Source organism: Bradyrhizobium sp. Pa8, from assembly GCF_052588265.1.
The window spans coordinates 6,064,376-6,090,918 of record NZ_CP176767.1; the positions used below are offsets into that span (position 1 = coordinate 6,064,376).

Genomic DNA, 26,543 nt, shown 5'->3' on the forward strand with positions numbered 1-26,543 from the left:
TGACAGTTTGATGACAGAGCGCAGCATATAGCTCGTCAGGCCCGCGAGGAATAGCAACGTTACGTCGCAACGCATCATCGTCCACATGCGACATGCTCGTCGCTAGAGATCGGGCAGGACTGTCATAATTCGTCTGGCGTGACGAATTAAATTGCCGCCGCGTACAGTAAGTGATCGAATTGATAGCGAATCTCGTCGTTCTCGAAACCGAGATGAACGCGTCAGCGAGCTTGACTCATGCTAGCAGAGAAATTCTTTCTGGTTTTGGAGACGCTCAGAAGTCACGCCTCCGATGATGACAGACGGGAGATTGTGACAAGCCCCGCGCGGCCTCCTGCACCCCCTGCGATCGCAAACGGCTCCCGACCAGGAAAGCCGTTTCCTGACGAGCGAGACTAGAAGCGATCGAATTTCGCGGGCTCACACCTGCCATGCGCGCGTCAGTGCGCGAGCCTGTTCTTGTAGATCCTGCCGTCCTTCATGATCACCACAAAATTCTTCGCGGGATCTTCGACGAGCTTGATGTCGTCGAGCGGATTGCCGTCGACCAGCAGGAGATCGGCGAGCGCGCCCTCCGCCACCACGCCAAGCTTGCCCGGATAGGGATTTCGCGGGCCCGACAGGCTCAACAATTCGGCGTTGGTCGACGTCGCCATCGTCAGCGCTTCGGCCGGCGTATACCAGCGCGTCAGCGCAGCCAGCATCGCTCCTTGCCTGTCCGCCAGCGCCTTCGAGAACAGGACGTCGGTGCCGAACGCGGTCTTGATGCCGTATTTTTTCGCCAGCGCATAGACACGGTCGGTGCCGGCAACCACCTGCCGCATCTTGTCCTGTTCCGAAGGCCCGAGCGCGGCAGCCATGGACATATCCAGGAACGGCTGGGTGCTGAGCCAAATTCCCTTCTCCGCCATCAGCTTCGCGCTCGCCTCGTCCATGAGATGACCGTGCTCGATGCATCTGACGCCGGCCGCGATCGAGCGCTGGATCGCGACCGGCGTATAGGCGTGCGTGGCGACGTAGGTGCCCCAATTGTCGGCGGCTTCGACGGCCGCGCGCAATTCGGGCTCGGTGAAGGTGGAGACGTCGAGCGGACTGAAGGGCGACGCGACGCCGCCGCCCGCCGTGAGCTTGACCTGCGAGGCGCCCTGCATCAGCTGCTCGCGCGCCCGCACGCGCACCTCGTCCGGACTGTCGGCGACCATGCTGCCGCCGATCCGCTCCATGCGGCTGAGCATGCCGCCGATGGTTCGCGGCAGATCGGAGAGCTGCCGGAAGTCACCATGACCACCGGTGATGGTGATGATCGCGCCGGACGGATAGATGCGCGGGCCAGCGACGAGGTCCTCGTCGATGGCCTGTTTGAGGCCGAAACTCGGGCCTCCCATGTCGCGTATGGTGGTGAAGCCGCGCATCAATGTAGCCGTTGCTTCGCTGGCGGCGAGCAGATTGTTGTAGCCGACATCGCCCGCGAGCGCGGCCATCGGTGTCGGGCGCACCAGCATCGCATGCCAATGCGCGTCGATCAGCCCCGGCATCAGCACGCGTCCGCCGCCGTCGATCACTTGAGCGGCGGCCGTGATGTCACTGGCCGAAATCTTCTCGATCGTCTTGTTCCGGACGAGGACGCTCGACGGTGCGGAGAGTGCACCAGCCTTGCCGTCGAAGATCCTGACATTGCGGAACAGAACGGCGGAGTCCTGCTGCGCCGATGCCGGCGGCGCGGCGAAGGCCGTTCCGATCGCCGCAAGCAGTGCCGCGACCCTCAACAGGCCGGCCGACATCGTCGTACCCCCCATGCTTAATCTCCGCGCAAAACTACGCCGCACGAGCGGCCGGCGTCCAGGCGAACGTTAGCCACCCGATACCGTGGGACAACAAGTCAGACCAGCGCGATGGTACAGCAGGCAAAGCCGTAGCGGCCGATTTGCCGCGGCGTGGCCGCTCATAGACATTGACGATCAGCATCACCAGCGATTGCACGGTGTCCGCATCAGGCAGATGGCCGGTCGAGACATAAGCCGGCTCCCGCTCCTCGACGACCGAACGCAACGCCATTGCAATACTCCACAGAACGGATTTGGCTCGTGCCAATCCCGCTCCAGAACTCAACCGCGCGACGGTAGTTGATGCTTCCTGCCCAACAGAGTCAATTTACAACCATAGGGCGATTCTGCAATTCAGCTATCCGTCTGCGGTGAAAGCGCACCGCCGCAAAATTTATCCAGGGAATATTATGCAATTGAGTAAGGGCAGCTGTCTCATATACATCGAATTCAAATCAAATGTAGACGCCGCGAGATTCTAAGATCAACGCCAGATTGCAACTTGCGCATTCGGGAGTACGATCCGCACGGACCGCGCGAGAGGATGATGGGGCATGAGGGAGCCTCGAAGGCAGGCCCGACATCAAGTGGACGAGGCATGACATGGTGGCACAGACGAGTGACGGATACGTTCTGCTGACCAAGAAGCTCGGCGGGCTCTTCGCAATCATCATCGGATGCCTGCTGACCGCCGTCGGCGTGACATTCGAATCCACGGGCATGACGATTCTGGGCGTGCTGTTTCTTGCGCTCGGCGCCGTTCTGCTCGTGCTCAAGATCGTCAGGCGAAACCAGGGATCGCCGCTGCCCTAGCCGAAAGGCGCGCTTGCTCAGGCGCCCAGCACGTCGGCGAGCCGCAGCTCATCGGCGGCGGGATCCTTCAGGAACAGCTCGGCCTCGATCTCGTCCAGATGCGACAGCATCTGTGCGCGCGCGGCCTGCTTGTCGCGCTTGCGGATCGCGGCGACGATGCCGGCGTGATGATCGGTGCCGCAGGCCGGTGTGTCGTGGCGACGGTAGAGCAGGATGATGAGCGAGGAGCGCGCGATCAGCTCTTTCAGGAAGCCGAGATAGATGCTGTGGCCGCTCATCTCGGCGACGAGATGATGAAACTCGCCGGAGAGCCGGACCGAGGCGCGCGCGTCACCGCGCAGCTCCGCCTCGCGCTCCTCGGTGAGATGCTGCTGGAGGCGATCGATCCAGGCCGGTGACACCGCATCGATCGCGTGATCGACGATGGTGGGCTCGATCAGGCGGCGCGCCTCGAACACCTCACGGGCGTCGCCCGGCGTCGGCCGCGCGACGAAGGCGCCGCGGTTCTTCTCGATGTTGACGATGCCTTCATGCGCAAGCTGCTGGAGCGCCGTGCGGACCAGCGTGCGGCTCGCGCCGTAGATCTCGCCGATCTCGTCCTCACCGAGCTTCGTACCGGGCAGCAGGCGATGCTCGAGGATCGCGGCGGTCACCCCCTCCCTGATACGGCTGACGCGATCGCTCGCATCTGGCGTGTCGGATTTCGGGCGAGTTTTGGCGGCCATCAGTTCGAAGGGTTGGGTGTGAGGGCTCGATCGGCGACGTTCGGCCTTGAATGTTAGTCGACGACCTGTATCCAATCACAGGCGAAAGTTTATACAATCCGCGCCCGTTTTGTGTGCAGCGAGGGAGACGGGTGCTGGGACGGCCGAAGGCGGCGGATTCGATCTAACGACCTGACTCTGCTGCACAGTTCTGGAATTCAGCCGGCCAAGGGCGGTTGGCACGGACCTTGCGGAGAGACGGGAGCATCGCCCCTCCCTTGGACACGCCATGGCCACTCCCGCCGCTCTCGAACTGGTCGCCGTCACCAAGCGCTACGACACGACGCTGGCGGTCGACAGCGTCAATTTGAAGATCCCGGCCGGGACCTATTGCTGCCTGCTCGGCCCCTCCGGCTGCGGCAAGACCTCGACCTTGCGGATGATCGCGGGCCATGAGGCGGTTAGCAAAGGCGACATCATTCTCGGTGCGCAGAACGTCACCGACCTCGAGCCCGCCAAGCGCGGCACGGCGATGATGTTCCAGTCCTACGCGCTGTTTCCGCATCTGACCGTGCTCGACAACGTGGCGTTTGCTCTCAAAATGCGCGGCGTCGACCGCGCGACCAGGCACAAGCGCGCCGGCGAATTGCTCGAGCTGGTGGCGATGACACCCTATGCAGACCGGCTCCCGGCCCAACTCTCCGGCGGCCAGCAGCAGCGCGTGGCGCTGGCTCGCGCACTGATCACCGAGCCGCAGATCCTGCTGCTCGACGAGCCGCTCTCCGCGCTCGATCCGTTCCTGCGGGTGAAGATGCGCGGCGAGTTGAAGCGCCTTCAGCGCGAGCTCGGCATCAGCTTCATCCAGGTCACCCACGGCCAGGAAGAAGCGATGGCGCTCGCCGACCACATCGTGGTGATGAACCAGGGCCGGATCGAGCAGCAGGGCACCGCGCGCGACATCTTCCACCGCCCCCGCACCGAATTCGTGGCGCGCTTCATCGGCGGCCACAACGTCCTCAGCGATGCCGGAAACCTCATCGCCGTGCGCGCCGATCAGCTCGGCATCGCGCCGTTCGCCGAGGGCGCGTTCGGCGCACCGGCGCTGCTGACCCAGACCGAGTACCAGGGCTCCTACATCGCCGTCTCGCTCACGCTCGACGACGGCACCGCCCTGTTCTCCCACCTTCCCGAGGCCGCCTTCGACATTCACCCGTTCCGACCGGGCGATCGCGTGCTGGCCACCTGGGATCCTGCCAAGGCGCAACGCCTGCAATAGCGCCGATCGATCACTGGAATGCGCAACAGAGGAGTGACTGATATGACCGAGACCACCAGGACGAAGGGCGTCAGCCGCCGCACGCTGCTCAAGAGCACCGCGGGTCTCGCGGGCCTCGCCGCCGGCTCCGGCGCCATCACCGGCTTTCCCTATGTGAAGTCGGCCGATGCGAAGGTGCTGCGCTATCTCGGCACCGCCGTGAACGAGGGCGACGACATCTCCAAGCAGTGCCTCAAGGACACCGGCATCAAGATCGAATACATCACCGCGACCACCGACGACGTCACCAAGCGGGTGATGACCCAGCCCAACTCCTTCGACGTGCTGGACACCGAATATTTCTCGCTGAAGAAGATCGTGCCGTCGGGCAACATCCTTGCCCTCGATGCCAGGAAGATCAAGGAATTCGACAACATCACGCCGGTCTTCACCAAGGGCGAGACGCCCGGCGGCAAGAAGATCGGCGCCCAGGGCACGGCGCCCTGGAAGGTGCTCTATCTCGAAGGCAAGGACTCCAAGAAGTTCGCAACGTCGGCGACCGAGTTCGTCACGCTGATCCCGACCGTCTACAACGCCGATACGCTCGGCATCCGTCCCGACCTGATCAAGCGGCCGATCAGCTCGTGGTCGGAGCTGCTCAATCCCGAATTCAAGGGCAAGGCCTCGATCCTCAACATCCCCTCGATCGGCATCATGGATGCCGCGATGGTCGTGGAAGCCACCGGCAAGTACAAATATGCCGACAAGGGCAACATGACCAAGGAAGAGATCGATCTCACCATGAAGGTGATGACCGAAGCCAAGAAGGCCGGCCAGTTCCGCGCCTTCTGGAAAGATTTCAACGAGAGCGTCAACCTGATGGCATCAGGCGAGACTGTGATCCAGTCGATGTGGTCGCCGGCGGTGACCAAGGTGCGCTCGATGGGCATCGCCTGCACCTTCCAGCCCCTCAAGGAAGGCTATCGCTCCTGGGCCTCGGGCTTCTGCGTCTCCAAGGGCGTGTCGGGCGCCAAGCTCGAATGGGCCTATGAGTTCGTGAACTGGTTCCTGTCCGGCTATGCCGGTGCCTATCTCAACCGCCAAGGCTACTACTCCGCCGTGCTCTCCACCGCGAAGGCGCATATGGAGTCCTACGAGTGGGCGTACTGGATGGAAGGCAAGCCGGCCGAGAAGGACATCAAGGCGCCCGACGGCTCGCTGCTCGAGAAGGCCGGCGCGGTGCGCGACGGCGGTTCCTACGAGGACCGCATGGGCGGCGTCGCCTGCTGGAACGCCGTGATGGACGAGAACGACTACATGGTCCGCAAGTGGAACGAGTTCATCGCGGCCTAACGTGATGGACACGTCGGAAGACATCCTGCAGCAGGCGTCCCCGGGCTTGATCCCGGGGGCGGGCACGGCGCGCGCCGCGAAAGCGACGCGCCTGTCGCCCTCCTTCATCTCCTGGCTCCAGGCCGGGCCGATGATGCTGGTGTTTCTCGCCTTCTTCCTGATCCCTCTGGTCTTCGTCGTCATCGTCTCCTTCTGGGACTACAACGAATACCAGTTGCTGCCGGCCTTCTCCGGCCGCGGCTACACCGATACATTCGAGGGCTGCATCGCGCAGCTCCCCGATCTCTGCACCATCGCCAAGACTTATCTGAAGACGCTGAAGCTCTGCTTCCTGGTGTGGGTCATCACGCTGTTCATCGGATTCTGGGTCGCCTACTTCCTCGCCTTCCACGTCAAGTCCAAGACCTGGCAGATGGGATTGTCGCTGCTCTGCACGATCCCGTTCTGGACCTCCAACGTCATCCGCATGATCGCCTGGATCCCGCTGCTCGGACGCAACGGCCTCGTGAACTCCGGTCTGGTCAAGAGCGGATTGATCAACCATCCGCTGGAATGGCTGCTGTTCTCCGAATTCTCCGTGGTGCTGGCGCTGGTCCACCTCTTCACCTTCTTCATGGTGGTGCCGATCTTCAATTCGATGGTGCGCATCGACAAGTCGCTGATCGAGGCGGCCTATGATGCCGGCGCCACCGGCTTCCAGACGCTGGTCAACGTCATCATCCCGCTCTCCAAGCCCGGCATCGTGATCGGCTCGATCTTCGTCATCACCATCGTGATGGGCGACTTCATCACCATCGGCGTGATGGGCGGCCAGCAGATCGCGGCCGCCGGCAAGATCATCGAGACGCGGGTGAACGCGTTGCAATTCCCGGCTGCCGCCGCGAACGCGGTGATCCTGCTCATCATCACCTTCCTGATCATCACCATGATGTCGCGCATCGTCGACATCAAGAAGGAGCTCTAGAGCATGAAGGAAGGACGCCCGCGCTCGTTCTACGTGCTCGCGATCTTCTTCGCTGCCTACGTGCTGTTTCTCTACGGCCCGATGATCGCGATCTACGTCCTCTCGTTCCAGGGCCCGCAGGGCGGCCTCACCTTCCCGATGAACGGCGTGTCGACCTTCTGGATCGCAAAACTGTTCCAGGGCACCGGCATCGTCGATCTCGGCGCGGCCTTCCGACGCTCGCTGCTGCTCGGCGTCATCGTGATGATCGTCACCGTTGTGCTATCAGTCGCCGCCGGCATGGCCTTCCGCCGCAAGTTCAAGGCGCAAAACATTTTGTTCTACTCGGCGATCGCGAGCCTGATCGTGCCCTCGATCATCACCTCGCTCGGCATCTCGCTTGAATTCCGCATCATCGACGACCTGATCAAGGCGCATTGGAACGAGAATTTCGAGACCTCGATGGGCCTGCTGACCTCGGGCTTAGGTGCGCACCTGACCTGGACGCTGCCGTTCGGCCTGCTCATCATGTTCGCGATCTTCAACCGCTTCGATCCCAGGCTCGAGGAAGCCGCGCGCGATCTCGGCGCGACGCCGTGGCAGGCCTTCCGTCATGTCGTGCTGCCGATCATCCTGCCCTCCGTCATCGGCATCGGCCTGTTCGGCTTCACGCTGTCCTGGGACGAGCTTGCCCGCTCCAGTCAGGCAATCGGGGCGGTGAACACGTTGCCGCTCGATCTCCAGGGCCTCACCACCACCGTGACGAACCCCGACATCTATGCGCTCGGCACCGTGATCTCGGCGGTGTCGTTCACCGTGATCGCCCTTGCACTCGGCACCATCCACATGCTCAACAAACGGCAGGCGGCCAAGGGCTCGGATGCCGGCCAAGGGCTTGTCTGACAAGGGGCTTGTCTGAACTGATGCGGCTGCACGTCGTCAATCCCAACACCACCGCGTCGATGACGGCGAAGATCGCCGCTGCGGCACGCAGCGTCGCCCTGCCCGACACATTGGTCGACGCGCGCCAGCCCGCGATGGGCCCGGTCTCGATCGAGGGCTTTTACGACGAAGCCTTCGCCGTGCCCGGCATGCTCGGCTGCATCCGCGACGCCGACCGCGACGGCGCCGACGCCCACATCATCGCCTGCTTCGACGACACCGGCTTAGATGCCGCGCGTGCCGCCGCGAAAGCGCCGGTGATCGGCATCGGGGAAGCCGGCTTCCACATGGCGAGCCTGATCGCCGCGCGCTTCGCCGTAGTGACGACGCTCGGTGTCTCCATTGTGCCAATCGAGCATAATCTGCGGAAATACGGCCTTGCCGAGCGCTGCGCTCGCGTCCGCGCCGCCGAGGTCCCGGTGCTCGCGCTCGAGGAGCGCAATATTGATGCTCTCGGCAAGATCTCCGCGGAGATCACCGCCGCGGTCCGCGACGATCGAGCCGAAGCCATCGTGCTCGGCTGCGCCGGCATGGCTGACCTCGCCGCCGAGCTCGCCGCCACACATGGCCTGCCCGTGGTCGACGGCGTCGCCGCGGCGGTCACGCTGGCAGAATCACTGGTGCGGCTGGGACTGAAGACCTCCCGGCTCGGGCCCTATGCGGCGCCGCGCTCGAAGAGCTATTCCGGACCGTTTTCGCCGTTCCAGCCTTGATCCCGGCTCTTTTCGGTGACCTTCAGGGGCCTCAAGACCAGCTAATTGCTGGTTTTTTGCCGTTAGCCTCTTTTTGGTCCCATTTGTTGCCGAATGGTAACACTTTCGGGACGTCCCGGCGACATCTGGTTGCCGCTCTTCGCCACTCACCAAGTTTCAATTTGGGTTTTGTCAGCGATGATCGATCTCGCCCAGGACAGGCCGTCCAACCCCCTCCTTCGCCTCGGCGCCCAGCCAATCGCGCTGACCGCCGCTGCCCTCCTGCTGCTCATCGCCGGCGTGACCTCGATCGCGATCTGGCGCGCCTATACCGGTGCAACTCCTGAGACCGACCGGGTGGTGGCGTCGCGGCAGCTCCAGGCCCGCACGGCCCAGGCGTCCGAGCAACTCGTCGAGAAGACCAAGGGGCTGGAGGCGACCCAGCAGGAATCGATCGACCAGCTCCAGGTCGTGCAGGACCAGCTCCAGACGATGAAGAAGCTGCTTGCATTCCAGCAGGCCGACACCAAGCGACTGTCCGAGCAGGTCGCAACCCTGAACGAGTCCATCGACGGCTTGCGGCAATCCTTTGCCAGTGCCCGGGCCACGGAGGCGGAGACGCCCTCGGTTACCCGCAGGAAACCGTCGCGCCGCGTTCATGCCAGCGCCCGCAAGCGCTCGCGCGGCTAGCCGGGTCAGGGTCTGCGACTTAAATTTTTCCACTTGTGAACTGGATCACATTCCCCCGTATGATTCCGCGCCATGCTGCCGGCTACCGGATGGCGTGAGCCGATTTCAATGTCCGGGGCTGGCAAGGTCGTTGACGGTATACTGCGTCAACGGCCTTGTTCTTTAATGGGCTAGCTTGAGCCCCGCTCCGATGGAATCGGAGCGGGGCTCAAGCTTTTTGCAGCTGTCAGAACGCTATTCGCAGACATCCACACGGCGGACACGCCAGCCTGCCGGCGTCATGACGCGCTTCCGCGCCACGTAACAGCCACCGTAACCGCCGTCGTCATAGCCGGTACCATAGTAATAGGGATCGCCGTAACCATAGCCGTAGCCGTAATAGCCGCCATAGTAGCCGGTGCCGGCGAGACCTGCCCCGATCGCCACTCCGGGCCAGAAGCCGCCGCCACGCCAGTGACCGCCATGGCCCCAGCCGCCGCCGCCATGACCGAAACCGCCACGCGCCTCGGCCGCCTGCGGCGCCGACAATCCGACTGCCGCAACGGCCAAGGCCGCCATCATCATCTTCCGTAACATCACTCGATCCTCCGCGTGGAGACGTTCCACGCTTCAAAGCGGGACCAAGCTAACGTCACCCGCGCCTTCCTGACAGCCTCACTGTCTCACTTCCGCGCGAGCATCAGCAGCCGCGGCAGATGCCCTTCACCTTCTTGTCGAGCAGCTTGTTCTCGGCATTGACGGCGGCATCGGCAGATCCGCCTGTGGCCGCGCCGGTGGTGCCCCCGCGGGACGCGCCGGATGATTGCGCCGTACCGAGGCTGTTGGTGCCGGGCGGCGGCGCCGGGGAGTTGGCGACGCCTCCCGCCGATCCGCCGGACCCGGTCGCGCCGCCGGTCGTTTGCGCGAACGACACCGCCGGCATCGCGGCGAGACTGAGGATCACGATCAAGGTCTTGATTGAAGTGTTTGCAGGCGACGGGGCCATCGGCAATGCTCCTTTGGCTGTCAACGGTCCCGCCCAGGACGCGTTCCGGAACAAATCCCGTCACATCAGCTTGAAAGCGAGGATGGAGGCGCGATCAGCGCAAACAAGGACCCTGCCAAGTGGGCTGCGCGTTCCAAAGCCAGAAAGGCCAAACCACGATGACCGATCGCGATCCTTTTGCAGAGGGCGAACGCGCCGCGCGCGAAAACATCCCGGCCGAAGCCAATCCCTACTCGGACGGCAGCGATGAGCATGCGCTGTGGTCGGCTGGCCACGAGAAGATTGCGGGCACTATGGAAGCCCGCGAGTCCGAAGGCAGTTAGCCGATCCGCTTCAGGCCTTTCTGGAAACGCGGGCCGTTGGCCACGTAGAACCTCGCCGCACTCCCCATCTTCTGCACCTGGGCATCGTCGAGCGTGCGGATCACGCGCGCGGGCGAGCCGATGATCAGGGAGCGTTCGGGAAATTCCTTGCCCTCGGTGATGACCGAGCCCGCGCCGACGATGCTGTTGCGGCCGATCTTCGCGCCGTTCATCACGATCGAGCCCATCCCGACGAGCGCGCCCTCCTCGATCGTGCAGCCGTGCAGGATGACGTTATGGCCGACGGTGCAGTTCTTGCCGATGACCAGGGGAAAGCCGAGGTCGGTGTGGCAGGTCGAGCCATCCTGCACATTGGCGCCCTCGCCGATCTCGATCCATTCATTGTCGCCGCGCAGCACGGCGCCGAACCAGACGCTCGCACCGGGCTTCAGGCGCACGCGGCCGATCACGGTCGCGGTCTCGGCGATGAAGTAATTCCCGTCGGCCGGAAGATCGGGTGCCTGTCCGTCGAGCTCGTAGATCGCCATGAGGTTCTCCTGTCGCGTCAACCCCAGCCATAGCGAAACGGCGACGCCGAGGCAAAGGGCCGCCGCGCCACGCAGCCTGGGACGCCGAGCGTCCCTGGGAACGCAGGGCGTCCCGTGCAACGGAAGCGTCAGACCAGAACGCCGGCCGCGCGCAGCGTCATCAGGAAGAAGGTGCCGCTCATCATGCTCCAGAAGCCGGCGATGACGGTCGCCATCATCACGAATTCGACGCGGCGGCTTTCCACCCGCATGCCGCGCAATGTGTTGCGCATGATGATGAAGGGCGCCGCGAAGACCAGGAACGGAACCGCGGCAAACGTCTTCGGCGCCACGCCGTCCTGCAACAGGCCGAAGCCTGCCGGCCGTTGCGCAAACGCCTGGTAACCGTTGACGAGCGCGCCCGCGAGCGCGAAACCGATGCAGATCGAGAACAGAGAATTGAAGGCTTCAGGTGTCATCGGAACGGTCCGCCCTTACGCAACGCCGGAGCCTTCCTGTGACAAAGAGTGCCGGTTAACGCTACATTATCCTTAAGGGAAGGTTAACAGCGGTGGCCGATCCGCGCAGGGCTCTCCCCCGCCCCGGCGGTCGGGAACGCTCCGCGAATTCGCCGCCGCATGGCATATTCGCCGCTGATTCGTCGGCCACCGGCCGACTTCCCGGTTCGACTTGCGCAAGCTCATGACGATGTTTTCGGCAACTCCCCTTAGGTCCTCCAGGACGCACCCTCGGGCGCATGTCGTCCCGATCGTGCTCGGCGGCACTGCGGCGCTGGGCGCGGTGGCGCTCGTCGCCTATTTGCTGTGGCCGACCTGGGGCTCGGGCGGCGCGAATGCTCCGGATCGGCTGCCGGTGAGTGTCGGCGGCACGCTGTTCAACGTTCCCACGACCGCGATCCGGATGAAGATCCAGCGGCACTCCGGGCCGCAGGAGCGCATCGATCTCGACTTCCTCTACCCTTCGCTTGAGCCGCCGGGCGCGCCGAAACATGTCACCGCCGACACCGTGGAAGAGGCGATGCAACCGATCGACCGTGTCTTCCTGTCGATATCGGCGCATCACGATGCGCTGGCGCCGGAGCAGCGAATAGCCACGATCTATCCGCGCTATCTCGACCAGGCCGCGACCAGTGCGGCGGACGGGCTGACGATGCGGATGTTCCGCGCCGACACGCCCTATGGCAGCGAGGACTTCTATTCCGCCGCAAGCCCCGCGCTGACCGCACGCTGCACGCGCGATGCGGCGACACCCGGCATGTGTCTCTCCGAGCGCCGTGTCGGCGGCGCCGATCTCACCTTCCGCTTTCCGCGGAGCTGGCTGTCGCAATGGCGCGATGTCGCGGAAGCGCTGGACCGGCTGTCAGCGCAACTGCGCGGACCAAAGGGATGAGCGCGGATTTCCGCCCTGCCGCGAGATCGGCTGACGGGACGGACCGGAGGCCCCAACAAAAAATATCGAAAACAACCCCATGCACAGTAGCCAGGCATCGGTCACGACTTCGTCTTTTTCGAAGTCCAACTTGACGCGTCGGGCAACACAGGAGCAGAACGGCATCATGGGGAGGTCGATTTGAATGATGCGGCAATGCATCTCCCACCCGGCGCCCAGTTGCTTGGGCGCGAATGGCTGGGGTTTGACGAGACGGGCGAAATCGCTCTGATCCGCTTCCAGGCTCAGCCGTCCTTCACCAACAGGCATGGGACGATCCAGGGCGGCTTTCTGGCCGCGATGCTGGACTCGGCCATCGGAATTGCCGCTTTGGCGGCGCTCACGGCCGATCTCACGGTCGTGACGCAGAATCTCGATACGCGCTTTTTGAAGCCTGCCGGCGTTGGGCCGATCACGGCACGGGCGCGGGTGGTGGAGCGGACGGATCGTGCCATCATCGTGCAGGCCGATCTCGTCGACACCAAGGGCATCACGGTCGCCGACGCCACGGCGCGGCTGCGGATTCTCAGGAAAAAGACCGATCCTGAGGGCACGTAGCGTTCCCGTCGATATGCGGTCGAGGGGTGGAGACGCCCGGGGCGGAACTGCCCCGGGCGCCACGTCGGCCGCATGCTGGATCAATCGACGAAGGATGGAATGGGATGGGCGTTGGCCAGATCCCTCAGCCCGCGAAGCCGCGCGGGGTCGACGGAAGCGCTCGGGCCGGCACGCAAGATCTCGGCAACTTCGCGACCGAGCTTCCTCGTCTCGGCTACGTCGAAGCCGCGGATCGTCAATGCGACGCTGCCGAAGCGGAAGGCGGTGCGCGGCTCTCCAGCTTGCCCCGGCGCACGCATGGCGTTGCCGATGACACCATAAGCACCGAGCCCCGCCACCAATTCCGGCTGCGTCCAGCTTTCGCCGGTGTAGGCCATGATCATGTGCGAGTCCGTGCCTCCGGTGTAGAGCTCGATGCCACCCTCCTCCAGGCCCGCAGCGAAAGCCTTCGCATTCGCGACGACGTCGCGCATGAGCTGCGCGAAAGCCGGGCGGGTAATCATCTCCATCTGCACGGCCCGCGCCGCGATCATGTTCGAAGCTGCCGGCCCTTGCAGGCCGGGATAGACAGCGGCGTCGATGGCGGCGCCGAAGCGCTCCTTGGCGAATACAAAGGCGCCGTTGCGCGGTCCGCACAAAGTCTTCTGCGTCGAGCTCGTGGAAACGTCGGAGAAGGGAACGGGATTGGCATGGAGGCCGGCCGCGATCAGTCCCGCGACATGGGCAATGTCGGTGAAGAGCAGCGCATCGACCTCGTCGGCGATGGTCTTCAATCCCGCGAAGTCGATCTCGCGCGGATAGGAGGACGGGCCGGCGAGCAAGACATGCGGCCTTGTCTTGCGTGCGAGGTCGCGGGCCTGATCCAGATCGACCGCGCCGGTGCGGGTCACGCCGAATGAAACCACCTCGCGGTTCGCGCCCGTGATATGGCGCATGGCGCCGTGGCTGACATGGCCGCCGGCGAGCTCGTCGAAGGTCAGCAGCCGCGCGCCTTCGGGAGGCAGGATCGCGCGCAGGACGGCGACGTTGGCAATGGTCGAAGACAGCGCCTGCACATTGACGTATTCGGCGCCGAAGATCGCCTTCGCCCTGTTGATCGCGAGGTTCTCGATCGCGTCGAGTTCTTCGCAATTGGCGACGCTGCGCCGGCCGGGCAGTCCCATCGGCGCGCGGTTGACGAGATGGGTCCCCTCGATCTGCCGCAGGCCGAGTGGCGCATAGGAGGCGGAAGCGATCATGTTGAGGGACAGCGCCTCCCTCTTGCGGTCCTGATCGATCAGCGCGACGACGTCAGCGCCGGCCTGATGGGCATCAGCACCAAAAAGGCTGTGCCAGTTGACGTCGGTCGAATGGGCCTGAGCTGCGCCCGTCGCAAGTGACATGTGTCATCCTCTTTCTAGGTGGTCGGAATTCTGCGCTCTTTCTGCGCGGCGGTGGCGCCTTCGTCAGTGACGAAGCACGCGCGAGAGAAAGGTTCGGGTTCGTTCGTGCGTCGGCCGGTCGAATATCTCGGCCGGCGTGCCGATCTCCAGGATCCGTCCGTGATCGATGTAGACGACGCGATCGGCGACCTCGCGGGCGAAACCCATCTCGTGGGTCACGATCATCATGGTCATGCCTTCGCGCGCGAGCTCGCGCATGACGTCGAGCACTTCGCCGACCATCTCGGGGTCGAGCGCCGAGGTCGGCTCATCGAACAGCATGATATGCGGCTCCATCGCCAGCGACCGGGCGATTGCGACGCGCTGCTGCTGACCGCCGGAGAGCTGGGAGGGAAGCTTGTGGGCGTGGTCGCGCAAGCCCACCCGATCGAGCAGGCGCAACGCGTTCGCCCTCGCCTCGTCGGGCTTGCGGCCGCGCACCCGGATCGGCGCAATCGCGACATTGTCGATCGCGCTCATATGCGGGAACAGATTGAACTGCTGGAACACCATGCCGACGCCCTTGCGGATCCTGGCCAATTCCTTCTCACCGCCGATCGCGAGATCGGCCTCCGTCGGCATGTTGAAACCGTCGACGGTCAGGCGCCCGCTCTGATACATTTCCAGGCCGTTGACGCAGCGGATCAGGGTCGACTTCCCCGAGCCGCTGGCGCCGATGACGACGACGACTTCGCCGCGCCCGACGTCGAGATCGACATCCTTCAGAACATGGAACGCTCCAAAGGACTTGTTGAGGCGGCCGATGCTGACGATGATTTCGCGCGATACGGCGGGTACCGGAATCTGGATGGCATTCATCGTGATCCCCTTGCGAGATGGGCTTCGAGGCGGCGCGAGGCGTAGGTGATGGCCCCGCCGATGGCGAGATAGACGGCGAAGAGAAAGACGTAGATCTCGTAGGTCCGGCCGCTGTTCTGTGGATCGGCGAGGATCATCTGTCCGGCGCGCAGGAAATCGGTCAGGCCGATGATGAAGACCAGGGTTGCGCCGTTGAAGGTGTCGAGGATCTGTCCGACCAGCGAGGGAACGACAACCCGCAGCGCCTGCGGCAAGACGATATCGACATTGAGCGTCCAGCTGCTCATGGCGAGCGACTTGGCCGCCTCGATCTGACCCTTCGGCACCGCCTGAAGTCCGCTGCGGACATATTCGGCGACATAGGCCGCGAAGAACAGCGCGAAACCGGCCATGCCGCGGAGCAGGCCCGGCACGGAGGTGTCCGGCGCCAGCAGCGGCACGATGATCCAGATCCAGTAGACGACGAGGATCAATGGCACCGACCGCATCGTCTCGATATAGGCGGTCGAGATCACGCGCAGGCTGGTGATGCGGCTTTGCCGGCCGAGCGCAAGCAGGATGCCGAAAGGCAGGGTCAGGATCGAGACTGCGATCGTCAGGACGACGCTGAGCAGCAGACCGCCCCAGACCTCGAAGCCCGGCGGCGAGAGCACGACGAAGATCGCGACCACGCCCGCAAGAAGTCCGGATAGCACGATGCGTTGGTCCACATTCGTGCGATGCACGCTAGCCCATACCGCGATGCCGAGCGCAGCGCTGGCGGCGGCAAGCATGCCGGAATGCACGTCAATCACGGCTGCCAACGCCGCCGCGATCAAGAGCGCGACCGATGCGACGGCCGTCAGCGCAACTCGCCCCGGGCGGAGCGATAGGCCAAGACCCGCACCGAACATCATGCAGAGCGTCGCGACGGAGAACCACGCCCGCCACAACTGGTCGGCGGGATAGATGCCGGTCATCAGCACCTTGAAGCTGCCGCCGACGACTTGCCAATGCGCCTGGACCAGCGCCCAGTACGCAAAGGCATAAAGCGCCCAGGCCAGCATCGGGATGACGACAAGCGAAAGCGCGGCATCGAACGGCTTGGCGAAGAGATTGCGGTGAACCCACCGCAGCGCGACCGTGGTCATCGCGCCCTCCGTCCATTGACGCGCACGTTGATGCCGTTCACGCAGGCGCTGATGATCCAGCTCAGCGCGAGGTAAGTCAGCATCACGATCACGACGCCTTCGAGGTTTCGCCCGGTCTGGTTCGAGACGGTGCCGTAGACGTTGAACAGGTCAGGGAAGCCGATTGCGATCCCGAGCGAGGTGTCCTTCGTCAGGCTGATATATCGGTTGGCGAGAGACGGCAGGACGATCCGGAAGACCTGGGGAAGGATGATGTCGCGCAGCGTGTGGGACCGCGACAATCCAAGCGAGGCAGAGGCTTCCCATTGCCCTTTCGGCAAGGCCTCGATTGCGCCGCGGACGATCTCGGCGACATAGGCGGAGCTGTTGACGACGATCGCGATGAGAAGTGCCGTCATTTCCGGTGAGATGGCAAAGCCTCCGCGCGCGCCGAACCGGGTCGCGACCGGCAGGTCGAGGCCGAGAGGGAAGCCGACGACAGCGGTTGCGATCATGGCCGAGAGCGCCGCCGCCAGGAGGGTCAGCCGGAGGCGCAGCCCGCGCAGAACCACGCAGGCGACGACCAAGGCGAAGGCGGTAGCGAGCAATCCCCAGGACGCAGCGCTGGTGCGCTCGGAGATCGCGAGGCCGGGAAAGAACACACCCGAACGACTGGCAAGGAGGCCGCCGAACCAGTTCGAAGCGGCGTTGGCGGGAGGAAACCGCAGGACCACCGCAAAATACCAGAACACGATCTGGATCAGCAGCGGCGTGTTGCGTATGGCTTCGACCAGTCCAAAGCAGAGGTTGCGCACCAGCCAGTTGGTCGAGAGCCGGCCGATGCCGACGAGCGTCCCGAACATTGTGCAGAGGAGGATCGCCGAGAGCGCGACCTTCAGGGAATTCCATAGACCCGCAAGTAGTGCCTGGAGATTGCTGTGGGAGGGCGAGAAAAGCTCCAGCACCGGCCAGTTGCCGTCACGTGACAGGACGAAGCCTTCGCTGAGACTGAAATTCGCGACATTGCCGAGATAGCCGAACGAGAACTGGATGCCCTTGCGGGCGAGCGCCTCACGAACCGCGAGGCCGAGCCAGACGACGAGTCCCGCCACCACCATCACAATCGCGGCCTGCAAGAGCCATCTGGACGCGATCAGCAGGCCGCGACGCGCCGGCGGGATGCTGTGATATTCGGCGATCTCTGTGCTCACGACGCCCTCCCGGGATCGGGGCGAGCCATTCGGCTCGCCCCTGACCATGTGGCTCAGTTCCACGGAGGCGAGTACTCGGCGCCGCCCTTGGTCCACATCGCGTTGGGCGTGCCGGCACGATCGATGAAGTATGGTGTCTTGGGTCCGAGATTACGGTCGTAGATCTCGCCGTAATTGCCGACGGACTTGATCATGCTGACGACGAAATCGTCGGCGACGCCGAAATCCTTGCCGAAACCATCCTTCACGCCGAGGAATTTCTGCACGAACGCGCTCTCGTCCTTCATCCTGTCGGCAAGATTGGCTGTGGTGATGTCCCACTCCTCCGCCTGGAACAGCGCGAACGTCGCCCAGCGCAGGAGATTGCGCCATCTGGAATCGTTGGCGATGACGAAGCCGGCGAATGGGGACTTGTTGAGAGTCTCGGGCAGGATGGTGAAGTCGTCCGGCTTGGGCGAGTTGCCTCGCCAGGCTGCAAGCGCAGATTTGTCCGTCGACATCGCGTTGCAGCGATCGCTCTGGAGCGCGCCAAACAGCTTCTCGAGATTCTCGAAGGTGAGAACCTTGGTGGTCTTGAAACCGCGCACGCGGACGAAGCTGGCGAGCGTGGCTTCGGTGCCGGAGCCCTGCGTCGTGCAGATCGTCGCGCCGTCCAATTCCGCGACGGATTTCACGCCGGACGCCGCTTTCACCATCATCCCGGTGCCGTCGTAGAAATTGATCGGCAGGAAATCGATGCCGATCGCGGATTCGCGCACCGGTTTGACGGTCGTATGTGCAAAGACGACGTCGGCTTGTCCGGTCTGCAAGGCGTTGAAGCGGCTCTTGTCGGTGACGATGACGAAATTGACCTTGCTGGCATCGCCGAGAACCGCTGCCGCCATGGCGCGGCAGAAATCGGCATCGAGGCCTTCGATCTTGCCGGTCTTGGTATTGAGGTAGCCGAAGCCTGGGGCCGTGTTGTCGGTGCCGCAATTCAGCACGCCACGCTGCTTGACGTTGTCCAGGACGGCGGCGGATGCGCCTGACGCCCACAGCGATGCCGCGGCGAACGCAGCGACCAGAAATTTGGAACGAGCCATCCGAGAATCCCTCTGTTGTCGTCGTCCGACGCATCTCAGCCGGGCATGGGATCTGCTCCTCTTGTGAAGGGCCCGAACTGCTCTGGGAATGAAGGCTACAGGCGCAAAACAATTCTGGTCTACTTAATTAATTTCGCGATATACATTAGAAGATATGCATGATTGCCTTTTGGGCATTTGTTGGAGCCAATGGATGGATTTCGCCCGCCTCCGCACGCTTCGTGAGCTTTCGCTGCGAAAAACAATGGCAGCCGTCGCTGAAGCCTTGCTGATCTCTCCGTCAGCCGTTTCGCAGCAAATCGCGCAGCTCGAGGACGAGACCGGGGTCGAACTGGTGGAACGCAGGGGCCGTGGCGTACGGCTGACGCCGGCTGGGCAGCGACTGGTGGATCATGCCGGCCGGGTCATCGGCATCCTGGAGGAAGCGAAGACTGATCTTGCGGAGTTGAAGAAGACCGTCGCCGGCGAGTTGCGCGTCTCGGCATTTCCCTCGGTCGCCGCATCTCTCATTCCGCCGACGATCCGCGCGATGTCGGCTCGCTTCCCCGATCTGGCGACGATATTCGAGGAGCTCGAGCCCGACGACAGCCTGGCCGCGCTGCGCGCCTGGCAGACGGACGTCGCGATTGTCGACGACCTCACCACGTCGGCGAGCCTCTCGGAGACGCAGGTCGAGATGCTGCATCTTCTGGACGACCACCTCCACGTCATGCTGCCGCGTGACCATCCGCTAGCTGAGCGGCCTCATCTCACCTTGCCCGAGCTTGCGACGGAGCGATGGGTTCTCGACACGACGTCCGCCACCTATTCGGACGTGATCGTCGGCGCTTGCCGCAATGCCGGCTTCGATCCCATCGTCAACGCCCGCTGCCACAGTTTTGAAGTGGTCAGGGCCATGGTCGAGGCGGGCTGCTCGGTCTCGATCAATCCGGGGCTACGCGGGCGCGATCATATCGGCACGTTGCGCCTCAAAGAGATCCGGCCGATCATCACACGACAGATATTCGTGGCGTTCCGCACCGGTGAAAGGCGCAATCCGGCGATCGCCGAATTCGTCGACGAGATTCGAGCGGTGGCGACGTCGATGACGGGTTCGGCAGTGAAGGGCTAATCCCCGTCATTACGAGCGCAGCGAAGCAATCCAGAATCCCTCCGCGGAAGGACTCCGGATTGCTTCGCTGCGCTCGCAATGACGATGTGGAAAGAGCGCGCCTCGATCTTCGATGCGTGCCCCGGACGCCGTGCACAGCCGGGACACGAGAGAACGCCGCGCGCGGCGAAGACTCCGCTTCGCGCGCAATGGCGAGAGGCGACTATTCCTGATCGACGAGATCGTCCTCGAGGATCGCCATCTGGAACTGGAACGAGCGATCATCATCCTCGTCATCGACGAAGAGCACGCCGATGAACTCCTCACCGATATAGACCTCGGCGGAATCATCCTTCTTCGGCCGCGGCACGACGCGGATCTTGGGATTGCCGAATACGCGCTTCAGATACGCGTCGAGCTTCCTTACTTCCTTGACGTCCACGGCAAGTCTCCAATCGAAATCTGGGTTGGCGGGGTTTTAGGACGAGACGCGACGAACCGCCAGCATGAATTGCCAAAGAATTTGGGGACGAACAGGGCCGCAGAATCCGGCCCTTTTCTCTCGCTCAAAGTCCCATCGCGTTGATCATCTGATCCATGGTGCGCGACGGCTCGGCGCAGCCGGCCTCGCCAACGATCTTGGCGGGCACACCGGCAACCGTGACGTTGTGCGGCACCGGCTTGACCACGACCGAGCCGGCGGCGATGCGCGCGCAATGACCGATCTCGATGTTGCCGAGTATCTTTGCGCCGGCGCCGATCAGGACGCCGTGACGGATCTTCGGATGGCGGTCCTCGTTCTCCTTGCCGGTGCCGCCGAGCGTGACGCCGTGCAGGATCGAGACGTCGTCCTCGATCACCGCGGTCTCACCGCAGACGAAGCCGGTGGCGTGGTCGAGGAAGATGCCGCGGCCGATGCGCGCGGCCGGATTGATGTCGGTCTGGAACACCGCGGACGCGCGGCTCTGGAGATAATACGCAAAGTCCTTGCGGCCTTTCAGATAGAGCCAGTGCGCGAGGCGATGGGTCTGAATGGCGTGAAAGCCCTTGAAGTAGAGCAAGGGGTCGATGAAGCGGGAAGTCGCGGGATCGCGGTCGTAGACGGCGACGAGATCGGCGCGGAAGGCGTTGCCGAGATCGGGGGCCTCGCGCAGCGCCTCGTCATAAGTCTGGCGAACGAGATCGCCCGACAGTGCGGAATGATCGAGCCGGTCGGCGAGACGATGGATCACCGAATCTTCCAGGCGACTGTGATGCAGCACCGTCGAGTAGATGAAGGTCGCAAGCTCCGGCTCGCGATGGACGATGTCCTCCGCCTCGCCGCGGATCCGATCCCAGATCGGATCGAGCGTTGCGAGCTTTCCTCCCGGACTGACCTGATGCACTGCCATAGGATCTGCTCTTTCGAATTGGCTCATTTTGCTGGCTCTATACCACAGTCTAGCCGACGAAGTCCCGACGGGCTTGCCTGAGAGTGAACAGTGAGTTGCTCCGCGAAAGCACGCCAACGCCTTGAAACACAACAGTTTCTTCTGACGCCCCCAGGCGGCGAGGTCGGCTCAAAATGGTCAGGGTTTTGCCAAATTCAAGCCGGGCACCATCAAACTATTGGTGAATTCCGCCTCGACGGTTATTGCGGGCATGGTCGGGGAACACGACGGAGCGGATTTGAGCATCACCACCGATCAATTGCGCGCGGGCGCCGCGGGTACCTTTTGGCTGCGGCTGGCGGCGGTGGGACTGCCCCTCCTCTTGATCGCGCCGGCGTTCTGGAACGGCTATCCGCTGTTGCAATGGGATACCGGCGGCTATCTGGCGCGCTGGTACGAAGGCTATCTGGTCCCGAGCCGCTCCACCGTGTTCGGCCTCTATCTGCACTACGGCGAGAATTTCGGCTTCTGGATCAATCTCGCGGTCCAGTCGCTGGCAACGCTGTGGCTGTTGCAACTGACGCTGCGCGTACTCGGGTTGATGCAGACGTCTCGCTTCGTCGCGATCAGCCTCTGCCTGATCCTGTCGACCGCACTGCCCTGGCTCGCGAGCATGCTGCTCACGGACATCTTTGCAGGGCTCTCGATCCTGTCCCTGTTCTTGCTGGTCGTCGGCGCGAGCCGGACGTCGGGCCTCGAAAAGATCTCGCTGTTCGTCTTCACCGCCTTTGCCGCCGCAACCCACAGCGCCACACTCGGCGTGCTGCTCGGTCTCTGCGCCGCCGGATGGATGGTGCGGCCGTTCCTGGGGAGCCGTCTGCCGCTCGCCGGATTAGCGCAGGCAAGCCTCACCATCGTCGCCGGCGGCCTGATGCTGGTGTCGGCAAACCACGCTCTGTCGGGCAAATGGGCCTGGACGCCCGGCGGCTATGGCGTCGCTTTCGGACGCATGATGCAGGACGGTATCGTCGCGCGCTTCCTCGACGATCATTGCCCGCGCGAGCACTACAAGCTCTGTCCCTATCGCAACCAATTGCCGGCAACCGCCGACGAGTTCCTGTGGGGCAAGAGCATGTTCAACACGCTCGGCCGCTTCGAAGGCATGAACGACGAGATGGGCTATATCGTCGTGCATTCGCTCGCCGACTATCCGGCGTGGCAGGCCGGCGCGGCGTTGCGGGCGATGGGCCAGCAATTGCTGCATGTGGCCACCGGCGAAGGTGCCAGCGTCTGGATCGGACACACCTACGGCATCATCGAGCGCTACATCCCGGCGCAGGTCGCGCCGATGCGCGCGGCGCGGCAACAGAATCACGGCCTCGATTTCGATCCCGTCAACTGGCTGCACGTTCCCGTCGCGCTGGCCTCGATGCTGGCGCTGGTCGGGCTGCTCGCGCATGCGCTCGCAAGCCGCCGGCTCGACGATCTGACGCTGCTGGCGGCAACCGTCACGCTGGCGCTGCTCGGCAACGCCTTCATCTGCGGCGTGATCTCGGGTCCGCACGACCGCTACGGCGCACGGATGGTGTGGGTCGCGACCTTCGTGGCGCTGATGGCGCTGGCGCGTCGTTTCGGTGACGACCAGCCTGACGACGAGACCTCAGCCGCGGCGTGACAGGAAGTCGAGCACGCCGGTCTTGTAGACCTTGTCGCCGACCGCGCGCATGTGGTCGCGGTTGGGGATGTCGAGCACTTCCGATCCCGGGATGATGGCGCCGAGCGCGCTGGCGGATCCTGCGACATCGTCGGTGCTGCCGACCGCGATCAGCACGGGCACGTCGATGCGCGCGGCCTCTTCCTTCGTCATGAGGTCGCGGGTGCCGCGCAGGCAGGCGGCGAGCGCACGATGGTCGGAACGGGTCTGATCGGCGAAGGCGCGAAACGTGCGGCCGACCGGATCGGTGACGTCGTCGAGCGAGGGCGCCTCCAGCGCCTTCGCGACGTTCTCGCCGGGCCCGGTGCCCTCGATCAGGCCGCCGATGCCGATGCCGCCGAGGATCGCCGAGCGCAGGCGCTGCGACTCGTTGAGAGAGAGCCAGGCCGTCATCCGTCCGCCCATCGAATAGCCCATCATGTCGGCCTGCGGGATCGCGAGGTGATCCATCAGCGCGAGCACGTCGCCGGCCATGGTCGGGATCGAGTACTGCGTGGGCTCGTAGAGCTTTGCGCTTTCGCCATGGCCGCGATTGTCCAGCGCAATGACACGGCGGCCGTTCTTGCGCAGTTCCGAGACCCAGGTCGGATAGACCCAGTTCACGTTCTTGCTCGAGGCAAAGCCGTGCACCAGGATGATCGGATCGCCCTCGCCTTCGTCGAGATAGGCAATTTCAACGGCGCCGTTGTGAAAGCTCGGCATCAGCAGTTCCGCGGTCTTGAGGGGGAGAGGCTTGATCTTAGGCCGTGACGGCCGCATTCGCCAGTGCAGCTTCGGCGACGATCTTGGCACGGCGAAGGCGCCGCGCCCGTCTGCGATCGCACCAGGCCTGGGTCAGGCGCTCCGTCGCCGCCTTGATCGAGGACAGCAGGCCAAACAGCGTCAGTGCCGCGCCGAACAGCCAGAGCGCCAGATCGAACATGCCGCCGACGAGCAGCAGCGCGCCGCGGCCGAGCAGCTTCATGATCGCGCGGGTCTTGCCGCCCTGCGCTTCCGCCAGCCGGGCCGCGCGCGCGACGTCCTTCGGGCCTTCGGCGATGCGCAGCGTATCCATGGCGCCGCGCGTGCCGGTCTTTTCGGCAACCCGGGTGACGTCCTTGCCGAGCCGGACCAGCGCACCGGCCTTCTCGGCACGGAACGCGGCCTTGATCGCGCTCGCGGTCTCGCCGGGGCGGAACACCGAGCCCTTGGCGACGGCGTTCTGGAGCATCGGCGTATCGACCACCTCGCGCGCCGACCGGCCGGCCCATGCGGCAAGTCCCTCGCCGAGCCGTCCGACCTTGCGGGCATCCTTCACCAGCGTCAGTCCGGCGCGAACAGGCGCAGCACCACCAACGGAGACGTAGGTCACGGCCGTCACGGCAAGGCCCGCGGTCGCAAGCCCCAGCACCAGGCGATCGGTGTCCTCGCCCATGACAAGGTGCTTGCCCTCGCGCACGACGTCCCTGATGTCGCCGATCACGAAGAGATCGCCGGCGACGGTTCCGGACAGGCTCGCGACATCGTCGGCGTTGCCGGTGACGAGGCCGGTGGCGAACCGTTTGGCGAAATGCCCCGTGGAATTTTCTTCCTTGACCGCATCGCTCACGCGGTTGAGGAGGTCGTCGGGCAGCGCGATGTTGCGTTCACGCGCCAGCGCGACAAAACTGTCGGCGAGATCGGCGTCGCCGGCGGCAAGCGCGGCCTCGATATTGTCCTGAACCAGGCGGTCGTTCTGCCGCAGCAGCGCATCGAGCTTGAGCTCGGAGAGCGCCGCCGGATCGTCCTGGGCGGAGAGGAGCGCGCCGGCCTCGCGGGCATGCGGCGCTACCTGCGCGAGCATGAAGCTGCACGCCGCAATACCGATCAACGCCGTGCCGATTCGCAGCCACTTCATGCCAAGAGTCATACCAAGAGTTGTGCCAAGAGCCTGGACGATCCCGAGATCATTGCGCCTGATGGTTCGTCTTTCGTCGCAATTCCGCTCGTCCAAAGACATAGTATGCCAAAATTGCGACACAACGTCCCCGACGAAAGAAGGGCTTCTCTCAGGCCGCAAGATTGTGTCGAATTTGCATGAGCAAATGAGCATGGGGCAATTGCGAACCTTTCGGTTCCGCTGGACTAGCAATCATCTGCACCCAACAGTATGGTCCGCGGCGCCTCAAAGATGCCGCGTCAGTGTTTGATTGTGTCTGCCGCCATTGCCACTCCAGGATGAACTACGATGTCCGACCATGTCGTCCCGCACTTCCATAACGATGCCGGTGTCCCCGTCATCGAGATCGGCTCGCAAGAGTTCATGTGCGTCGGCGCCAACCCTCCGTTCGATCATCCGCACGTCTTCCTGGACCTCGGCAACGACAACGAGATCATCTGCCCCTATTGCTCGACGCTGTACCGTTTCGCCGCCGACCTGAAGGCCGGCGAAGCCCGTCCGCCGGAATGCGTGCTGAAGGACAAGGTGGCCTGACCGTTCCCATCGGTCAGGGGTGGCGCTCTCCCGAACGATTGTCATCGCCGGTGCCGGCATAGGTGGACTGACGGCCGCGCTTGTGCTCGCAGCCCGCGGCTTCCGCATCGTCGTGCTGGAAAAGGCCGAGCGGCTCGAGGAAGTCGGCGCCGGCCTGCAACTCTCCCCAAACGCCAGCCGCGTGCTGGTCGAACTCGGCCTCACCGAGCGGCTCAAGCGAAGCGCCGTCACGCCTGAGGCGCTCTGCGTCATGAGCGCGCGGGCTGGCGGCGAACTGCTGCGCATGCCGCTTGGCGAAGCCGCTTCCGCGCGGGCCGGCGCGCCCTATTGGGTGGTGCATCGCGCCGACCTGCAATCCGCGCTGGCCGGTGCGGTCTCCGACCATCCCGATATCGACCTGAAGTTAGGTGCGACCTTCGAGGACGTGGCGCCCCACGCCAAGGGGCTGACGGTTGTCCATCGCAGCGGCACGATACGCCGCAGCGATCTCGCCAGCGCACTGATCGGCGCCGACGGCATCTGGTCGACGGTACGCCAGCATCTGTTTCCCGGGGTGCAGCCGCGCTTCTCCGGCCTGATCGCCTGGCGCGGCACGCTCGATGCCACGCAACTGCCGAAGGATTTTACCGCGCGGCGGGTGCAACTCTGGATGGGGCCGAATGCCCATCTCGTCGCTTATCCGATCGCCGGCGGGCGCCAGATCAACGTGGTCGCGGTGCTGCCGGGGACCTGGAACAGGCCCGGCTGGAGCACGCCGGGCGACCCGTTCGAGGTGATGGACGCCTTCGCGGCGCCGCGCTGGCCATCGCCGGCCAGGATGATGCTCACGGCCGTCGACAATTGGCGCAAATGGGCGCTGTTCGGCGTGCCCGACGGCTGCCCCTGGAGCGATGGACCGGTCGGCCTGCTCGGTGACGCCGTGCATGCGATGCTGCCATTCGCGGCCCAGGGCGCCGGCATGGCGATCGAGGATGCCGCCGTGCTCGCCCGACACCTGAGCCTCGAGGCTGCCGAGAGTGCGGCCGGCATCACGGCGGCGCTCAAGCAATATGGCCGCGCGCGGCAGGCGCGGGTGCGGCGGGTGCAGCGGACGGCGCGGCAGCAGGGCCGCATCTATCATCTCGGCGGGCCGTTCGCGATCGCGCGCGATATTGCGATCCGCGCGCTCGGCCCGGAGCGCATGCTGGCGCGGCAGGACTGGATCTACGGCTGGCGGCCGTGATGGGGGCGCAGTCGTGC

At 64.2% G+C, this 26,543-nt stretch carries 30 protein-coding genes; 14 read left to right on the forward strand and 16 right to left on the reverse strand.

Features of this window, described 5'->3' with window-relative positions; genetic code table 11:
* Nucleotides 1–440: 440 nt before the first annotated feature.
* Both ACKWRH_RS28745 and ACKWRH_RS28750 read right to left on the reverse strand, forming a co-directional pair.
* Nucleotides 441–1,796 carry an amidohydrolase family protein gene (locus tag ACKWRH_RS28745; RefSeq protein WP_445216265.1) on the reverse strand — a complete coding sequence of 452 codons (1,356 nt, stop codon included), beginning with the start codon at nucleotides 1,794–1,796 and terminating at the stop codon, nucleotides 441–443.
* A 19-nt stretch (nucleotides 1,797–1,815) separates the two neighbouring features.
* Nucleotides 1,816–2,055 (reverse strand): hypothetical protein, encoded by a 240-nt coding sequence (locus ACKWRH_RS28750; protein ID WP_445216266.1) that lies wholly within the window; start codon nucleotides 2,053–2,055, stop codon nucleotides 1,816–1,818.
* Nucleotides 2,056–2,426: 371 nt separating this feature from the next.
* Between ACKWRH_RS28750 and ACKWRH_RS28755 the strand changes: the two genes are divergently transcribed.
* Entirely contained in the window at nucleotides 2,427–2,636 is a 210-nt protein-coding gene (locus tag ACKWRH_RS28755; RefSeq protein WP_445216267.1) for a hypothetical protein, read from the forward strand.
* 17 nt (nucleotides 2,637–2,653) lie between these two features.
* Here ACKWRH_RS28755 and ACKWRH_RS28760 read toward each other — a convergent pair whose 3' ends face one another.
* Nucleotides 2,654–3,361, reverse strand: a complete 708-nt coding sequence (locus ACKWRH_RS28760) for a GntR family transcriptional regulator (protein WP_445216268.1) — start codon at nucleotides 3,359–3,361, stop codon at nucleotides 2,654–2,656.
* Between the two features lie 268 nt (nucleotides 3,362–3,629).
* Here ACKWRH_RS28760 and ACKWRH_RS28765 point away from each other — a divergent pair, with 268 nt between their 5' ends.
* From ACKWRH_RS28765 to ACKWRH_RS28790, 6 genes are all read left to right on the forward strand, one after another.
* Nucleotides 3,630–4,616: an ABC transporter ATP-binding protein gene (locus tag ACKWRH_RS28765; protein ID WP_445216269.1), complete on the forward strand. Its 987-nt coding sequence runs from the start codon at nucleotides 3,630–3,632 to the stop codon at nucleotides 4,614–4,616.
* A 42-nt stretch (nucleotides 4,617–4,658) separates the two neighbouring features.
* Complete coding sequence (locus ACKWRH_RS28770; RefSeq protein WP_445216270.1) at nucleotides 4,659–5,948, forward strand: ABC transporter substrate-binding protein; 1,290 nt, start codon at nucleotides 4,659–4,661, stop codon at nucleotides 5,946–5,948.
* A 4-nt stretch (nucleotides 5,949–5,952) separates the two neighbouring features.
* Nucleotides 5,953–6,912: an ABC transporter permease gene (locus ACKWRH_RS28775; RefSeq protein ID WP_445216271.1), complete on the forward strand. Its 960-nt coding sequence runs from the start codon at nucleotides 5,953–5,955 to the stop codon at nucleotides 6,910–6,912.
* A gap of 3 nt (nucleotides 6,913–6,915) precedes the next feature.
* Nucleotides 6,916–7,794 (forward strand): ABC transporter permease, encoded by an 879-nt coding sequence (locus ACKWRH_RS28780; protein WP_445216272.1) that lies wholly within the window; start codon nucleotides 6,916–6,918, stop codon nucleotides 7,792–7,794.
* Between the two features lie 20 nt (nucleotides 7,795–7,814).
* Nucleotides 7,815–8,546: an aspartate/glutamate racemase family protein gene (locus tag ACKWRH_RS28785; protein WP_445222492.1), complete on the forward strand. Its 732-nt coding sequence runs from the start codon at nucleotides 7,815–7,817 to the stop codon at nucleotides 8,544–8,546.
* Between the two features lie 177 nt (nucleotides 8,547–8,723).
* Nucleotides 8,724–9,215, forward strand: coding sequence for a hypothetical protein (locus ACKWRH_RS28790; protein ID WP_445216273.1), 492 nt, complete (start codon nucleotides 8,724–8,726; stop codon nucleotides 9,213–9,215).
* A gap of 234 nt (nucleotides 9,216–9,449) precedes the next feature.
* Here the strand turns inward: ACKWRH_RS28790 and ACKWRH_RS28795 are convergent, their stop codons facing one another.
* Together ACKWRH_RS28795 and ACKWRH_RS28800 are read right to left on the reverse strand one after the other, a co-directional pair.
* Nucleotides 9,450–9,791, reverse strand: coding sequence for a hypothetical protein (locus ACKWRH_RS28795; protein WP_445216274.1), 342 nt, complete (start codon nucleotides 9,789–9,791; stop codon nucleotides 9,450–9,452).
* 103 nt (nucleotides 9,792–9,894) lie between these two features.
* Nucleotides 9,895–10,200 carry a hypothetical protein gene (locus ACKWRH_RS28800; protein ID WP_445216275.1) on the reverse strand — a complete coding sequence of 102 codons (306 nt, stop codon included), beginning with the start codon at nucleotides 10,198–10,200 and terminating at the stop codon, nucleotides 9,895–9,897.
* 158 nt (nucleotides 10,201–10,358) lie between these two features.
* On the opposite strand from ACKWRH_RS28800, the gene ACKWRH_RS28805 reads away from it, so the two are divergent.
* On the forward strand, nucleotides 10,359–10,523 hold the full coding sequence (locus ACKWRH_RS28805; RefSeq protein WP_445216276.1) for a hypothetical protein: 165 nt from the start codon (nucleotides 10,359–10,361) through the stop codon (nucleotides 10,521–10,523).
* Here the strand turns inward: ACKWRH_RS28805 and ACKWRH_RS28810 are convergent.
* Together ACKWRH_RS28810 and ACKWRH_RS28815 are read right to left on the reverse strand one after the other, a co-directional pair.
* Nucleotides 10,520–11,050, reverse strand: coding sequence for a gamma carbonic anhydrase family protein (locus ACKWRH_RS28810; RefSeq protein ID WP_041958647.1), 531 nt, complete (start codon nucleotides 11,048–11,050; stop codon nucleotides 10,520–10,522). The two genes, ACKWRH_RS28805 and ACKWRH_RS28810, sit on opposite strands and share 4 nt — an antisense overlap.
* A gap of 128 nt (nucleotides 11,051–11,178) precedes the next feature.
* Complete coding sequence (locus ACKWRH_RS28815) at nucleotides 11,179–11,508, reverse strand: DUF6949 family protein (RefSeq protein ID WP_014494286.1); 330 nt, start codon at nucleotides 11,506–11,508, stop codon at nucleotides 11,179–11,181.
* 223 nt (nucleotides 11,509–11,731) lie between these two features.
* Between ACKWRH_RS28815 and ACKWRH_RS28820 the strand changes: the two genes are divergently transcribed.
* Nucleotides 11,732–12,439 (forward strand): hypothetical protein, encoded by a 708-nt coding sequence (locus tag ACKWRH_RS28820; RefSeq protein WP_445216277.1) that lies wholly within the window; start codon nucleotides 11,732–11,734, stop codon nucleotides 12,437–12,439.
* Between the two features lie 195 nt (nucleotides 12,440–12,634).
* Nucleotides 12,635–13,036, forward strand: coding sequence for a PaaI family thioesterase (locus tag ACKWRH_RS28825; protein ID WP_445216278.1), 402 nt, complete (start codon nucleotides 12,635–12,637; stop codon nucleotides 13,034–13,036).
* 80 nt (nucleotides 13,037–13,116) lie between these two features.
* Here ACKWRH_RS28825 and glyA read toward each other — a convergent pair whose 3' ends face one another.
* From glyA to ACKWRH_RS28850, 5 genes are all read right to left on the reverse strand, one after another.
* Complete coding sequence (gene glyA / locus ACKWRH_RS28830; protein WP_445216279.1) at nucleotides 13,117–14,418, reverse strand: serine hydroxymethyltransferase; 1,302 nt, start codon at nucleotides 14,416–14,418, stop codon at nucleotides 13,117–13,119.
* A 63-nt stretch (nucleotides 14,419–14,481) separates the two neighbouring features.
* Entirely contained in the window at nucleotides 14,482–15,276 is a 795-nt protein-coding gene (locus ACKWRH_RS28835) for an amino acid ABC transporter ATP-binding protein (RefSeq protein WP_445216280.1), read from the reverse strand.
* Nucleotides 15,273–16,406, reverse strand: coding sequence for an amino acid ABC transporter permease (locus ACKWRH_RS28840; RefSeq protein ID WP_445216281.1), 1,134 nt, complete (start codon nucleotides 16,404–16,406; stop codon nucleotides 15,273–15,275). The genes ACKWRH_RS28835 and ACKWRH_RS28840 overlap by 4 nt, the downstream gene beginning before the upstream one ends.
* Nucleotides 16,403–17,596 (reverse strand): ABC transporter permease subunit, encoded by a 1,194-nt coding sequence (locus ACKWRH_RS28845; protein ID WP_445216282.1) that lies wholly within the window; start codon nucleotides 17,594–17,596, stop codon nucleotides 16,403–16,405. Before ACKWRH_RS28845 ends, ACKWRH_RS28840 begins: the two co-directional genes overlap by 4 nt.
* Before the next feature lie 53 nt (nucleotides 17,597–17,649).
* Nucleotides 17,650–18,678 carry a transporter substrate-binding domain-containing protein gene (locus ACKWRH_RS28850; RefSeq protein ID WP_445216283.1) on the reverse strand — a complete coding sequence of 343 codons (1,029 nt, stop codon included), beginning with the start codon at nucleotides 18,676–18,678 and terminating at the stop codon, nucleotides 17,650–17,652.
* Between the two features lie 193 nt (nucleotides 18,679–18,871).
* On the opposite strand from ACKWRH_RS28850, the gene ACKWRH_RS28855 reads away from it, so the two are divergent.
* Nucleotides 18,872–19,789, forward strand: a complete 918-nt coding sequence (locus tag ACKWRH_RS28855) for a LysR family transcriptional regulator (protein ID WP_445216284.1) — start codon at nucleotides 18,872–18,874, stop codon at nucleotides 19,787–19,789.
* A gap of 202 nt (nucleotides 19,790–19,991) precedes the next feature.
* On the opposite strand, the gene ACKWRH_RS28860 is transcribed toward ACKWRH_RS28855, so the two are convergent.
* Together ACKWRH_RS28860 and cysE are read right to left on the reverse strand one after the other, a co-directional pair.
* The gene (locus ACKWRH_RS28860) at nucleotides 19,992–20,210 is read right to left on the reverse strand and encodes a DUF3126 family protein (RefSeq protein WP_007602550.1); all 219 of its coding nucleotides are present in this window, start codon (nucleotides 20,208–20,210) and stop codon (nucleotides 19,992–19,994) included.
* Between the two features lie 124 nt (nucleotides 20,211–20,334).
* On the reverse strand, nucleotides 20,335–21,159 hold the full coding sequence (cysE, locus tag ACKWRH_RS28865; protein ID WP_014494283.1) for a serine O-acetyltransferase: 825 nt from the start codon (nucleotides 21,157–21,159) through the stop codon (nucleotides 20,335–20,337).
* A 277-nt stretch (nucleotides 21,160–21,436) separates the two neighbouring features.
* Here cysE and ACKWRH_RS28870 point away from each other — a divergent pair, with 277 nt between their 5' ends.
* Nucleotides 21,437–22,813 (forward strand): hypothetical protein, encoded by a 1,377-nt coding sequence (locus tag ACKWRH_RS28870; RefSeq protein WP_445216285.1) that lies wholly within the window; start codon nucleotides 21,437–21,439, stop codon nucleotides 22,811–22,813.
* Here the strand turns inward: ACKWRH_RS28870 and ACKWRH_RS28875 are convergent.
* Together ACKWRH_RS28875 and ACKWRH_RS28880 are read right to left on the reverse strand one after the other, a co-directional pair.
* Complete coding sequence (locus ACKWRH_RS28875) at nucleotides 22,799–23,554, reverse strand: alpha/beta fold hydrolase (RefSeq protein WP_445216286.1); 756 nt, start codon at nucleotides 23,552–23,554, stop codon at nucleotides 22,799–22,801. The genes ACKWRH_RS28870 and ACKWRH_RS28875 overlap by 15 nt on opposite strands.
* A gap of 37 nt (nucleotides 23,555–23,591) precedes the next feature.
* On the reverse strand, nucleotides 23,592–24,728 hold the full coding sequence (locus ACKWRH_RS28880; protein ID WP_445216287.1) for a hypothetical protein: 1,137 nt from the start codon (nucleotides 24,726–24,728) through the stop codon (nucleotides 23,592–23,594).
* A 330-nt stretch (nucleotides 24,729–25,058) separates the two neighbouring features.
* Here ACKWRH_RS28880 and ACKWRH_RS28885 point away from each other — a divergent pair, with 330 nt between their 5' ends.
* Nucleotides 25,059–25,304: a zinc-finger domain-containing protein gene (locus ACKWRH_RS28885; protein ID WP_007602543.1), complete on the forward strand. Its 246-nt coding sequence runs from the start codon at nucleotides 25,059–25,061 to the stop codon at nucleotides 25,302–25,304.
* Between the two features lie 19 nt (nucleotides 25,305–25,323).
* Nucleotides 25,324–26,526 (forward strand): FAD-dependent monooxygenase, encoded by a 1,203-nt coding sequence (locus tag ACKWRH_RS28890; protein ID WP_445216288.1) that lies wholly within the window; start codon nucleotides 25,324–25,326, stop codon nucleotides 26,524–26,526.
* Nucleotides 26,527–26,543 lie beyond the last annotated feature (17 nt).

What these genes read in the sequence shown, in the direction of transcription:
- ACKWRH_RS28755 (WP_445216267.1), top strand. Translation starts at nt 2,427, where the DNA reads ATGGTGGCACAGACGAGTGACGGATACGTTCTGCTGACCAAGAAGCTC.
- ACKWRH_RS28855 (WP_445216284.1), top strand. Translation starts at nt 18,872, where the DNA reads ATGGATTTCGCCCGCCTCCGCACGCTTCGTGAGCTTTCGCTGCGAAAA.
- ACKWRH_RS28765 (WP_445216269.1), top strand. Translation starts at nt 3,630, where the DNA reads ATGGCCACTCCCGCCGCTCTCGAACTGGTCGCCGTCACCAAGCGCTAC.
- ACKWRH_RS28805 (WP_445216276.1), top strand. Translation starts at nt 10,359, where the DNA reads ATGACCGATCGCGATCCTTTTGCAGAGGGCGAACGCGCCGCGCGCGAA.
- ACKWRH_RS28840 (WP_445216281.1), bottom strand. Translation starts at nt 16,406, where the DNA reads ATGACCACGGTCGCGCTGCGGTGGGTTCACCGCAATCTCTTCGCCAAG.
- ACKWRH_RS28810 (WP_041958647.1), bottom strand. Translation starts at nt 11,050, where the DNA reads ATGGCGATCTACGAGCTCGACGGACAGGCACCCGATCTTCCGGCCGAC.
- ACKWRH_RS28815 (WP_014494286.1), bottom strand. Translation starts at nt 11,508, where the DNA reads ATGACACCTGAAGCCTTCAATTCTCTGTTCTCGATCTGCATCGGTTTC.
- ACKWRH_RS28785 (WP_445222492.1), top strand. Translation starts at nt 7,815, where the DNA reads ATGCGGCTGCACGTCGTCAATCCCAACACCACCGCGTCGATGACGGCG.
- ACKWRH_RS28800 (WP_445216275.1), bottom strand. Translation starts at nt 10,200, where the DNA reads ATGGCCCCGTCGCCTGCAAACACTTCAATCAAGACCTTGATCGTGATC.
- ACKWRH_RS28760 (WP_445216268.1), bottom strand. Translation starts at nt 3,361, where the DNA reads ATGGCCGCCAAAACTCGCCCGAAATCCGACACGCCAGATGCGAGCGAT.
- glyA (WP_445216279.1), bottom strand. Translation starts at nt 14,418, where the DNA reads ATGTCACTTGCGACGGGCGCAGCTCAGGCCCATTCGACCGACGTCAAC.
- ACKWRH_RS28825 (WP_445216278.1), top strand. Translation starts at nt 12,635, where the DNA reads ATGCATCTCCCACCCGGCGCCCAGTTGCTTGGGCGCGAATGGCTGGGG.
- cysE (WP_014494283.1), bottom strand. Translation starts at nt 21,159, where the DNA reads ATGGCAGTGCATCAGGTCAGTCCGGGAGGAAAGCTCGCAACGCTCGAT.
- ACKWRH_RS28780 (WP_445216272.1), top strand. Translation starts at nt 6,916, where the DNA reads ATGAAGGAAGGACGCCCGCGCTCGTTCTACGTGCTCGCGATCTTCTTC.
- ACKWRH_RS28885 (WP_007602543.1), top strand. Translation starts at nt 25,059, where the DNA reads ATGTCCGACCATGTCGTCCCGCACTTCCATAACGATGCCGGTGTCCCC.
- ACKWRH_RS28850 (WP_445216283.1), bottom strand. Translation starts at nt 18,678, where the DNA reads ATGGCTCGTTCCAAATTTCTGGTCGCTGCGTTCGCCGCGGCATCGCTG.
- ACKWRH_RS28835 (WP_445216280.1), bottom strand. Translation starts at nt 15,276, where the DNA reads ATGAATGCCATCCAGATTCCGGTACCCGCCGTATCGCGCGAAATCATC.
- ACKWRH_RS28775 (WP_445216271.1), top strand. Translation starts at nt 5,953, where the DNA reads ATGGACACGTCGGAAGACATCCTGCAGCAGGCGTCCCCGGGCTTGATC.
- ACKWRH_RS28880 (WP_445216287.1), bottom strand. Translation starts at nt 24,728, where the DNA reads ATGAAGTGGCTGCGAATCGGCACGGCGTTGATCGGTATTGCGGCGTGC.
- ACKWRH_RS28875 (WP_445216286.1), bottom strand. Translation starts at nt 23,554, where the DNA reads ATGCCGAGCTTTCACAACGGCGCCGTTGAAATTGCCTATCTCGACGAA.
- ACKWRH_RS28795 (WP_445216274.1), bottom strand. Translation starts at nt 9,791, where the DNA reads ATGTTACGGAAGATGATGATGGCGGCCTTGGCCGTTGCGGCAGTCGGA.
- ACKWRH_RS28790 (WP_445216273.1), top strand. Translation starts at nt 8,724, where the DNA reads ATGATCGATCTCGCCCAGGACAGGCCGTCCAACCCCCTCCTTCGCCTC.
- ACKWRH_RS28820 (WP_445216277.1), top strand. Translation starts at nt 11,732, where the DNA reads ATGACGATGTTTTCGGCAACTCCCCTTAGGTCCTCCAGGACGCACCCT.
- ACKWRH_RS28750 (WP_445216266.1), bottom strand. Translation starts at nt 2,055, where the DNA reads ATGGCGTTGCGTTCGGTCGTCGAGGAGCGGGAGCCGGCTTATGTCTCG.
- ACKWRH_RS28745 (WP_445216265.1), bottom strand. Translation starts at nt 1,796, where the DNA reads ATGGGGGGTACGACGATGTCGGCCGGCCTGTTGAGGGTCGCGGCACTG.
- ACKWRH_RS28770 (WP_445216270.1), top strand. Translation starts at nt 4,659, where the DNA reads ATGACCGAGACCACCAGGACGAAGGGCGTCAGCCGCCGCACGCTGCTC.